At 69.0% G+C, this 8,518-nt stretch carries 13 protein-coding genes and 1 pseudogene; 1 reads left to right on the top strand and 13 read right to left on the bottom strand.

Annotation, left to right across the window (positions count from 1 at the left end):
• Positions 1-356: pseudogene (locus tag ABZT93_RS37265) on the bottom strand (hypothetical protein); the annotation flags it as partial.
• A 184-nt stretch (positions 357-540) separates the two neighbouring features.
• Here ABZT93_RS37265 and ABZT93_RS37260 point away from each other — a divergent pair.
• A complete protein-coding gene (locus tag ABZT93_RS37260) occupies positions 541-792 on the top strand; it encodes a hypothetical protein (RefSeq protein WP_356113018.1) in 252 nt (83 codons plus the stop codon).
• A gap of 62 nt (positions 793-854) precedes the next feature.
• Here the strand turns inward: ABZT93_RS37260 and ABZT93_RS37255 are convergent, their stop codons facing one another.
• The 12 genes from ABZT93_RS37255 to ABZT93_RS37200 all read right to left on the bottom strand — a co-directional run bounded on the left by ABZT93_RS37255 (position 855) and on the right by ABZT93_RS37200 (position 8,496).
• A complete protein-coding gene (locus ABZT93_RS37255) occupies positions 855-1,697 on the bottom strand; it encodes a hypothetical protein (protein WP_356113016.1) in 843 nt (280 codons plus the stop codon).
• A complete protein-coding gene (locus ABZT93_RS37250; RefSeq protein ID WP_356113015.1) occupies positions 1,694-2,002 on the bottom strand; it encodes a hypothetical protein in 309 nt (102 codons plus the stop codon). Before ABZT93_RS37250 ends, ABZT93_RS37255 begins: the two co-directional genes overlap by 4 nt.
• Positions 2,003-2,111: 109 nt before the next feature.
• Positions 2,112-2,498 (bottom strand): hypothetical protein, encoded by a 387-nt coding sequence (locus ABZT93_RS37245; RefSeq protein WP_356113013.1) that lies wholly within the window; start codon positions 2,496-2,498, stop codon positions 2,112-2,114.
• 67 nt (positions 2,499-2,565) lie between these two features.
• Positions 2,566-3,420 carry a hypothetical protein gene (locus ABZT93_RS37240; protein WP_356113011.1) on the bottom strand — a complete coding sequence of 285 codons (855 nt, stop codon included), beginning with the start codon at positions 3,418-3,420 and terminating at the stop codon, positions 2,566-2,568.
• The gene (locus ABZT93_RS37235; RefSeq protein ID WP_356113009.1) at positions 3,417-4,289 is read right to left on the bottom strand and encodes a PD-(D/E)XK nuclease-like domain-containing protein; all 873 of its coding nucleotides are present in this window, start codon (positions 4,287-4,289) and stop codon (positions 3,417-3,419) included. Before ABZT93_RS37235 ends, ABZT93_RS37240 begins: the two co-directional genes overlap by 4 nt.
• Entirely contained in the window at positions 4,286-4,786 is a 501-nt protein-coding gene (locus ABZT93_RS37230; protein WP_356113007.1) for a hypothetical protein, read from the bottom strand. Before ABZT93_RS37230 ends, ABZT93_RS37235 begins: the two co-directional genes overlap by 4 nt.
• On the bottom strand, positions 4,783-5,457 hold the full coding sequence (locus ABZT93_RS37225) for a hypothetical protein (protein ID WP_356113005.1): 675 nt from the start codon (positions 5,455-5,457) through the stop codon (positions 4,783-4,785). Before ABZT93_RS37225 ends, ABZT93_RS37230 begins: the two co-directional genes overlap by 4 nt.
• A 212-nt stretch (positions 5,458-5,669) precedes the next feature.
• Positions 5,670-6,206 carry a hypothetical protein gene (locus ABZT93_RS37220; RefSeq protein ID WP_356113003.1) on the bottom strand — a complete coding sequence of 179 codons (537 nt, stop codon included), beginning with the start codon at positions 6,204-6,206 and terminating at the stop codon, positions 5,670-5,672.
• A gap of 68 nt (positions 6,207-6,274) precedes the next feature.
• Complete coding sequence (locus ABZT93_RS37215; RefSeq protein ID WP_356113001.1) at positions 6,275-7,453, bottom strand: hypothetical protein; 1,179 nt, start codon at positions 7,451-7,453, stop codon at positions 6,275-6,277.
• A 171-nt stretch (positions 7,454-7,624) separates the two neighbouring features.
• Positions 7,625-7,765, bottom strand: a complete 141-nt coding sequence (locus tag ABZT93_RS37210; protein WP_356112999.1) for a hypothetical protein — start codon at positions 7,763-7,765, stop codon at positions 7,625-7,627.
• Positions 7,762-8,028 (bottom strand): hypothetical protein, encoded by a 267-nt coding sequence (locus ABZT93_RS37205; RefSeq protein WP_356112997.1) that lies wholly within the window; start codon positions 8,026-8,028, stop codon positions 7,762-7,764. Before ABZT93_RS37205 ends, ABZT93_RS37210 begins: the two co-directional genes overlap by 4 nt.
• Positions 8,029-8,496, bottom strand: a complete 468-nt coding sequence (locus tag ABZT93_RS37200; protein WP_356112995.1) for a hypothetical protein — start codon at positions 8,494-8,496, stop codon at positions 8,029-8,031.
• Positions 8,497-8,518 lie beyond the last annotated feature (22 nt).

Below are 8,518 nucleotides of genomic sequence, written 5' to 3'. Positions count from 1 at the left end.
AAAGCGCTAGGGGTCCGGAATCCGGACCTCTGGGCTTCCTCTAGGGGTCCGGTTTTCGGACCCCTAGAGCCGCGTTCGGGGCGGGTGAACCCAACGGCGCCAGGGATCCGGTAGAGGGCGGCACGCGTCCCACGGGCCTCCTCAAGGAGTTCCAGCTCACCGGTTTTCACGAGGGCATCGACGGCTTTGATGACGGACGACCGGGCTGCGTTGGAGAACTGCACGAGCTCTGCGGTACTCGCGCGCACAGTGCAGTCCGGGCCGGTGATCCAGTTGGCGCAGGCCAGCATGACGTGTCGACCGGTCCCCTTGGACTGGGAGTGATTCCACACCCAGTACATGGCGTCGATGCTCACGGGATCTCTTCTCTCAGGAGGGTGTCTTTGCTGGTCAATCGCTGTATTGGGACAGCCCTCATGGGGGCAATGTGGCGGGTTGGCCAACTGCTCGTAGACGAGAATACCGTTCGCATGCACTGTTCGCGAGGCTCATTCGCGCATTGGTAGCGGAGCGGCGTTCGCGCATGGCACTATGAGCCTCATGACCACAGCCGAGGAGGAGATCAAGGCCGCAGCCCGCAAGCGTGAGCGGTCCAAGGCCGCGTTCGAGCGGGACGATGCAGCGCTCCGCGACCTCTTCGTGAAGTGGCGCGCCGCCGGCGAAGGCCCCTCCGACATGGCCCGCTGGTCCGGCATGACCCGGGAGTGGGTGGCGAAGATCGCGCCCGACCCGAACGCCCCCAAGCGCAAGGTCGTCGTGCGCCGCAAGAAGCCGGCCGCCGACTCCGACTGATCGCATCCCTCCTCCTTCGTCTCTCCTTCAGCCCCGCCGTGGCGGGGCTGTTTCGTTGCGGTCTAGGCGGCGAGTCCGGCGGTCAGGCTGTTGCGGCGTTCCTGCTCGGCGCGCTTCTCGCGGTCGCGCAGGACCTCGTTGAGCTGGTCGCTGGTGTACTTCTCGTTGGCGCCGAGCTGCTTGGCGATAGAGGGCACGGATTCGCCGAGTAGGTAGAGGTGTTCGATCTCGGCTTTGCGCAGGGAGTCGCGGCCGTTCTTGGCGGCTGCTCCGTAGGGCTCGGTCTTCTCCGGCTTGGCGTTCGGGTCGTCGATGTCGTCCCAGGCCATCGGCCCGTGCCAGTTGTTGCGGCGGGCGATGCTGCGCGTGAACTCGGAGTAGCCGGCCCGGTGGCTGTACTCGCGGTACAGGGCGGTGAAGCGCTGGGCTACGGGCCGGGGGATGGTCTGCCTGTGCCCGCTGGTGATGCTGAACAGGTAGGAGTAGTGGTAGCCGGTCTGTGCGGCGGTCCAGATGACGGGCCAGCCGATGGCGGCGAGGGCCTGGATACGCCGGGCTGTGCCGGTCGCGTCGACGCGCGGGGCCTCGGTGAGCGGTTGGATGGACAGCACGGTGAGGGCTTTTGCGCGGAGGACGTTTTCCTGTCCGTTGAGGATGTAGTTGATGGCGCGCTCGGAGATGTCGGATCGGCTGGCGATGCCGCGAATGGTGTGCCCGCTGCCGGTGAGGGCGCGAATGTGTGCGGCGACGACCGGGCCGGGGATGTGGGAGGGGATGCCGGCGAGTTGCCGGAGTTCGTACTGCTTGCGGTAGATGCGGTCGGCCTTCCGGCATTCGGCGCGGCGGCATCCGCGCCGGTAGCAGGCGTAGTGGGCGACGTGTTCGGCGCTGGCGGCGGTGGTCACGACTCGCGCTCCTTCCGTGCGTTGTTGGTGGCGGCGAGGATGTGCAGGCAGGTGAGGAGGTCGTCGTCGTTGCTGCCGGGCTCGGCGGGTTCGGGCCGGTCTTCGCAGAAGGCGAGCCATGCGGCTTGCCGCCGGTCGTTGCGGCTGCGGTAGTCGTCGCGGGGCCGGATGCGCCAGGTGCGCCAGACGATGACGGCGGCGACGGCGGCGATGGGCACCCAGGCGCCGTCACCGGCCAGCCACGCCCCGACCGGCTGCAGCCGGTCTCCGGCGGCCAGCCAGGCGCTGTACAGGTCGGGGTTCACGTGCGCCTCCCGCGGAGTTTGCTGAGGAGCCAGGCGGCGGCGAGGCAGGCGAGTCCGATGAGGACGCCGCCGGCGAACGGCCACAGCGCGTTGTCGAGGAGGCGATCCATCACGCCGCCTTCCGCTGCTCGATGCGTGCGGCCTGCCGCTCCTCGATGAACTTCCGTCCGGCCCGGGTGAGCTTGTAGACGTTGACCTTCTTGCCGCGGGCCTTCGGGTTGATCGACACCTCTTCGTCGATCTTCACCAGGAGGGCAGGCTCGGTGGGGTGCAGTGCGTCGTGGCCGACCATCTGGTGGAAGTACAGACCCGCGCCCCGAGCGGCCCCGTCGGGGACGATGGTGCGGATTTGGTTCATGCCGATCGGTTGGCCGATGTCAGCGAGGTGGAGGACGACCTGGTCGTAGATGGCGGTGTCCCAGTCGGTGACGGTCGAGTAGAGGGCGCGCATCTCGGTGAGCGATCGGGCGCGGGCCTGCTCGGGGGTCAGGGTCATGGCGTGGTTTCCTTGTCGGGTGAACGGCCGGCCCGATACCCGCGGGCCGGCCTTCGCGGTGTGCGGGCTACTTGGTGGGCTCGCCGGCCCAGGGGTCGTCGTTCAGCGGCGTCTGCTTGCGCCCACCGTTGCTCTTACTGGTGATCTCGGAACCGGTGATGCGGGCCTGCGGGAATGCTTCGTCGATGGCGATCTCGCGGCGGTCGATCGACTTGTGAGTGATGAGCAGCTGGGCGATGTCGGCGCCGTTCCACTGGGCGCGCGGCCGGCCGAGCTTCTGCTCCAGCCGGTCGGGGTTGATGCCGAGCTGCTGGAACACCTTTACGGCGCCGTCGATGCGCTCGGGCAGTGGCTTGCCGTCGCCCTTGGCGAGAGTTTCCCGGCAGAGCTCTTCGGCCTCGTCGATGAAGAAGTCCGGCACCACGGCGAAGATCGCTTCACGGAGACGGCGGGCTCCGTTGTTGGCGTTGTTCTCGTAGATGTCCCGCAGGTCGAGGAGCGGTTGGACCTGCTTGTTGGCGAACTTGGCGTGGGGGACGATGAAGGTGAGGACGTGGCGGGTGTTGGCTTCGACGTCCCACGCCCAGGCCTGCATTTCTGACTGGCGGTAGGCGTCGTCTCGGCGCATCTCGGAGACGCCGTACTGGATGTTGCCCCACGCTTGGGCGAGTGTTTTCGCCAGGTGGATCGTCGATCCTTCCACCGAGCCTCCGGCGCGCGGGAACTTGTAGAACGCCTTCTCGGCGAGGGCCATGGAGCCGCAGGCGGCCTGCATGCTGGCGCGGGACCGGCCGACGTCGCGGGGGAACTGGCGGGCCACGTAGATGGCGGCCTGGACTTCAGCTACGGCGCGGGACTGCTCGACAGCCGTGGACTGGCCGATGCGGTCGGGGCCTTGGGCCTGCTGGACGGGGAAGTTCACAGGTAGATCTCCTTGTCGCGGTTCTCCGCGTAGCCGGGGAGGGCGAGATAGTTGGGCTCGTTGTCGGCGTAGCCGGGCCAGTGGCCGGACTCGGTGCACTCGGCGAAGATCTCGATGGCGCGACGGTTTTTCGCCTCCGCGATGACGCGGGATCCGAACTCGATGCCGATGACGTTCACGGCGTAGGGGGGCTTCTTCTCCTGCGCGATCAGCAGGAGTTCGGCGTCGACGCCGCCCAGGTCGAGGGCGCGCGCCCCGTCCTCGTACCAGTCGGCCTGCTGGTTGTAGCCGTACTTGGCGATGTCTTTCTGCATCGCTTCGTTGCTGGCGTCGGTGGTGGTCTTGTAGTCGGGGATGATCAGTCGGCCGCCCTGGATGGATGGCAGCCAGTCGAAGCGGACGCGGCGGCGAATCCCGGAGGCCTCGTCGATCCAGAAGCCGGACTGCTCGGGTGCGCCGTAAGCGGGGTCGAGCAGGGCGGAGGCGAGCGGGTGCTGTCGGATGGTGGCGACCATCGCGTCGACCATGTCGAGGTCGGCCCGCTTGAGCGGGATGGCGCCGCGGGCGCGAGCCTCGGCGACTTCCGCCTTGGCGGCCTTGGTGGTCCATGGATCGTGGTCGACGAGGACGAGTTCGGCTCCCCGTCCCAGCACCCGCGCGTGGGCGGCGTTTCCGTGGTCGAAGGTCTTGGTCGGCGCCTGCGGGTTGTCCTGCTCCCAGCGGAACTTGGCAGGGCAGGACGGCGGCAGCAGCTTGCGGGCACCTGACGACGACAGGGACGTCTTGTCCGCGTGGTACGCCTCGTTGGAGAGATCCGTGTGCAGGCCCAACGCGGGGGCTTCCACGGCCGGCTCGGCGATGGTCGTCACACTGCACCGCCCTCGATGAGCGACGTGTAGTAGCAGTGGCCGGGCCGTTCGCTGTGGAGTTCGACGAGGCCGTCGCGGTGCAGGTCTTCGAGGCAGCGTCGTGCGACGGAGCGGTAGACGTTGGTGCCCATGGCGCGGTGGAGAATTGCCTTTGCCCGGCCCGGGGTCCATTCGCCGCCTTCGTCGGTGATGGCTTGGAGGAGCTCGGACTTTGCGAGGCGAGGGCCCATGGGGATCCGCTGGATTGCCTGGGGGTACAGCACGTAGGAGCGTTGTCCGTCGACGGTGCGAGGGATCAGCTGGCCTCGCCGGGCGAGGTCCCGGAGGTCGCGGCGTGCGGCGTTGCGGCCGATGCCGGACCACGGGGTGACGCTGTACAGGTCTTGGGCCCGCTTCGTGGTGACGGGCCGCCGCGGGCCTTCCTTGATGAGCGCGAGCAGGCTGTCGCGGCGGGCAGTGACGTCGAGGGCCGCCTTGATTGCGATGACGGCGGTCACGCGACACCGTCCAGGGCCGCGGCTCGGCTGCCGGTCACCGCGTCGAACACGTCGCGGGCCCAACGTGCATCCCCGAGTGCGGTGTGCGCCACCCCGTCGCCAGGCGGCTCGACCCCCGTCCACCGCGACAGGTCCCGAGAGGAGAACGGGAACGGCACCTCGTCGGACGGATATCGCTTGCCCCCGAGACCCGTTGCAATCTCGACCATGCCGAGCTTCCGCCCGGCGGCCAGGGTGGCAATGCAGACAGGCCGGTAGTGCCACTGGGCGGACCCCGGACCGAGGAGCTTGCGCAGGAATCGGTCATCGAAGGCCGAGTTGGAGCCCACCAGGACCGCGCCTCGGAGTACGGAGAGGATGGCGCTGACGGCTTGCATGCGGGTCATGGGGACGACCTGGCCGTCCTCGTACCCAGTGAACGCGGCCTCGACGTAGGGCGGAACGGCGAAGCGCTCCTCGTAGCGGCCGATCTTCAGCGACTCGGGGTCGGCTGTGGCGAGGTTGGGGCGGATCTGCCAGACGTACTCGGTGTCGGTGGACTCGTTGTCGGCGAACTCGCGGAGGATGACGGCCACTTCCCACGCCTCGCCGATCTCGGCGTCCAGGTGGGTGGTCTCCGTGTCGACGAACGCCAGTGGCGCGGCCTGCCTTGTGGTGCTTTCGGTGCTCATGTGACCTTCCAGAAGGTGTGCGGGGTGGTGGCGGCCCGGCCCGACCGGGGGGGAGGTGGTGCGGGCCGGGCCGCCAGGGGTGCGGCGCGAAGTGGGGGGCTCCTGCCGCAGGCTGTGGAGTTGGGGTGGGTCCCGCCGCCGCAGGGGGGCGTTGGCGGCGGGACCCGGGCCGCGGCGCGCTGGGGGGAAGTGCGCCGGCGGCGGTCAGGTGGCTACTTCTTCGCCAGGGCCGCGGTGACGGTGGCGGTGACCTTCTCCGTGAGCTCGGCGCCCAGTTCCTGCGTGACCAGGTCTCGGGCGGCCTGTACGGCTTCGGCGATTTCCGTCTCGAACGCCTTCTTCACCTCGGCGCGCACGGCCTGCTGGAGGACGGTGCCCTTCTCGGTGCGGTAGCGGTCGACGGGCTCGGCCAACTGCTTGCGGGCCTCGTCGGTGATGATCTCGGCGAGGGTGGTTTCCTGGCCGGTGCGCTCCCCGTAGCCGTTCGTCTTGTAGATCGGCCGGGCGAGGGCCTCGTCGATGGACGGCCGGACTGCGGCCCGGATCTCCTCCTTGCGGATCTCCATGACCTGCTCGCGCAGCGACGGCCACTGGTTGTCCTTGACGAGCCGTTCCACGATCTGGGTGGCCACCAGGTCGGCGACGGTCTTCGATCCCTCCGTGTAGGCGTCGCCGTCCTCGTCGAAGGCGACGACGTCCGCGACGACGGTGGAGAGGGTGATGTCGTCGACCTTGATCTCGATGTTCAACGGTGCTCCTGGGATGCTGGGTGGGTGGGGTGCCCCGCCGATTCGCCCGGCGGGGCGCTTCGATGAGGTCAGACGGTGGCGTCGGCCGGCTTCGGGGCGACGGCCTTCCACTCGCCGGACTCCGTGTCGAGCGCCACGAACTGGTTGTCGTCGACTCGGAAGTTGATCCCGGCGTTCTTCGCGTCCGTCAGGGCTAGCGCCAGGCGGACGGCCCACTTGCGGGGCTCCTCCGCCATCTGCTTCGCGATACGCGCCTCGTGGTCGTCGTTCCACTTCTGCGGGTTGAAGCCGGACTCCTCGGCCATGTCCCATGCCCACTCGCCGAGCTCGCCGGAGTCGAGCTGTTCGGCGGTGTCGTTGACGACCTGCTGTGCGGCCCGGGGGTCTACCTGGTGGAGGGCGTCGAGGAATCGGTAGGCCATCCAGTCCGAGACGCCGGAGCGGATGTGCGCGAACCAGGCGTCGCGGTCCCCGTCGAAGTCGCAGTTGAAGGCGTTCGATGTGGAGTCCAGGACGCCGCGAAGCAGGTTGGCGGCCGTCTCGCTGATGTCGCGGGTGGCCTCGTAGCGGGAAGGCTCAGGCTTCGGCAGGGCTGCCATGTCGACGTCGGCTGATCCGGCGGCGAGGGTCCACAGCCACTGGTCGTGGGCGGCGTTGAACGTCTGGTCCTTGGCGGGTCCGATGCTGCCGCCGGTGGACGGCATCTGTGCACCGATGAAGTTCTCGCCGAAGAACAGCACGGCCTTCCTGTCCGCGGTAATCCGGGTGCGCAGGCTCTGCTCGGTGCTGGCCCACCGCTGCAGGAAGTCGGAGTTGAGGGCGGGGAACGGCACCTCCTCGACCGTCTGGGAGGCGATGCGGCGCAGCAGGCTGCGCCAGTCCGGGTACTCCTCGCCGAGGGTGACGGCGATGTTCAGGTCGGTGCGGGGGCCCTCGAAGACGAGGCGGTCCTTCGCGAGGCTGACGGTGACCCATGCGGCGCCCTTCATGGCGCGCACCCACTCGCGGACCGTGTTGACCTGCTCGCCGGGCAGGGTGACCGCGAACGGCTCCTGGTCGGCGTCGCCGCGGTTGAGGCCGTATCGGGCGACGGCGAGCGTGTACGCGTCGGTGGCCACGGCGTACAGGTAGCGGGCGTCGACGTCGAGTCGGATGCCGTGCAGCGGCTCGTCGTCGATGTCGCGCATGTGGGCGCTCGTCTTGTCGAGCAGCAGTCCGAGCTGATGGGCGTTGATCGTGACGGACACGAGTTCTCCTGGGGTGGGATGCTGGCGGTGGATCCCCGTCCGCTAGACCCGGGCGGGGGTTTCTTGCGTCGCCGCCTCGCCGGCCGGTGTCATCCGGCGGGCGGCGGGTCAGGGGGCCTTGCTGGTGGTGGTGAAGGTCGTCTGGGTGCGGTGGTGGGCGCCATCGCGGCATCACATGCAGGAGTCGCGGTAGTAGACGGACGTGCCGCGCACCTCGGTGACGGTGCCGGTGGTCGGCGTGCCGCAGCGGCTGTCGACGATGCGGTCGCCGACGTCGAAGTCGACCGGCTCGCCGCGGAGGCTGATCGTCACGACGCCTCCCTGAACTCGACGGCCATCGCATCCCTGGTCGGCTGCAGTAGCGGGCTGTCGCCGCCGCGGGCCTCGTCGTGCCCCCGGTCGGACACCCCGCACACCAGGCCGCCCTCGATCGCGGTCCAGCCGGGCGCTTCGGTGGCCTGCTCGATGGCCGCGGCCCGGGTGGTTTCCCACAGCCAGATGCCGCCGGCCTCATCGCATTCGGCGCCGCAGATGTCGCAGACGGCGATGTGGAAGAGCTGCTCGCGGACCGCCACCTACGCCACCTCCTCGGCGTGCACCCGGCCGGGGTCGGTGACGGGTCCGAGGAGTCCGAGCGCGGCGGCTTCCCGCAGTGGCCGGACATCGATCGGCGCGGTCGCCTCCTCTTCCGGCCCGGAGATCGGGCGCACCATCTGCGGCACGGTGATCCGATTTGCGTTGTCCTCGGCGGCGATCTGAGGACCGAAACGGGCCTGCAGGGCGCGGAACCGGCCCCGCCACTCGTCGCGTTCGACGGTCAGCTCTTCCATGTCGGCCTGCTGCTGCACGACGAGTTCCTCGGCCTCGCCCTGCTTGGCGTGTGCCTCAGCCAAGTCCTGGCGGAGCAGGGCGATCGCGTCGCCGGCGCAGTGCAGGTTGCCGAGGAGGATGACGTTCTCGGCGCGGAGTTCGGTCACCTTGTCTACGGCCCGACGGCGGCCGTGGCCCCTGAGGGGGGCGGGGACGAGGTCGTTGAGGGTCACGGCTGCTCCTTGCTGACGGTGC

The sequence above is a fragment of the Streptomyces sp. NPDC005303 genome (assembly GCF_040607335.1).
Taxonomy (GTDB): Bacteria; Actinomycetota; Actinomycetes; order Streptomycetales; family Streptomycetaceae; genus Streptomyces.
This window is presented reverse-complemented; position numbering and strand designations above follow the sequence as displayed.

What these genes read in the sequence shown, in the direction of transcription:
- ABZT93_RS37225 (WP_356113005.1), bottom strand. Translation starts at nt 5,457, where the DNA reads ATGAGCACCGAAAGCACCACAAGGCAGGCCGCGCCACTGGCGTTCGTC.
- ABZT93_RS37245 (WP_356113013.1), bottom strand. Translation starts at nt 2,498, where the DNA reads ATGACCCTGACCCCCGAGCAGGCCCGCGCCCGATCGCTCACCGAGATG.
- ABZT93_RS37260 (WP_356113018.1), top strand. Translation starts at nt 541, where the DNA reads ATGACCACAGCCGAGGAGGAGATCAAGGCCGCAGCCCGCAAGCGTGAG.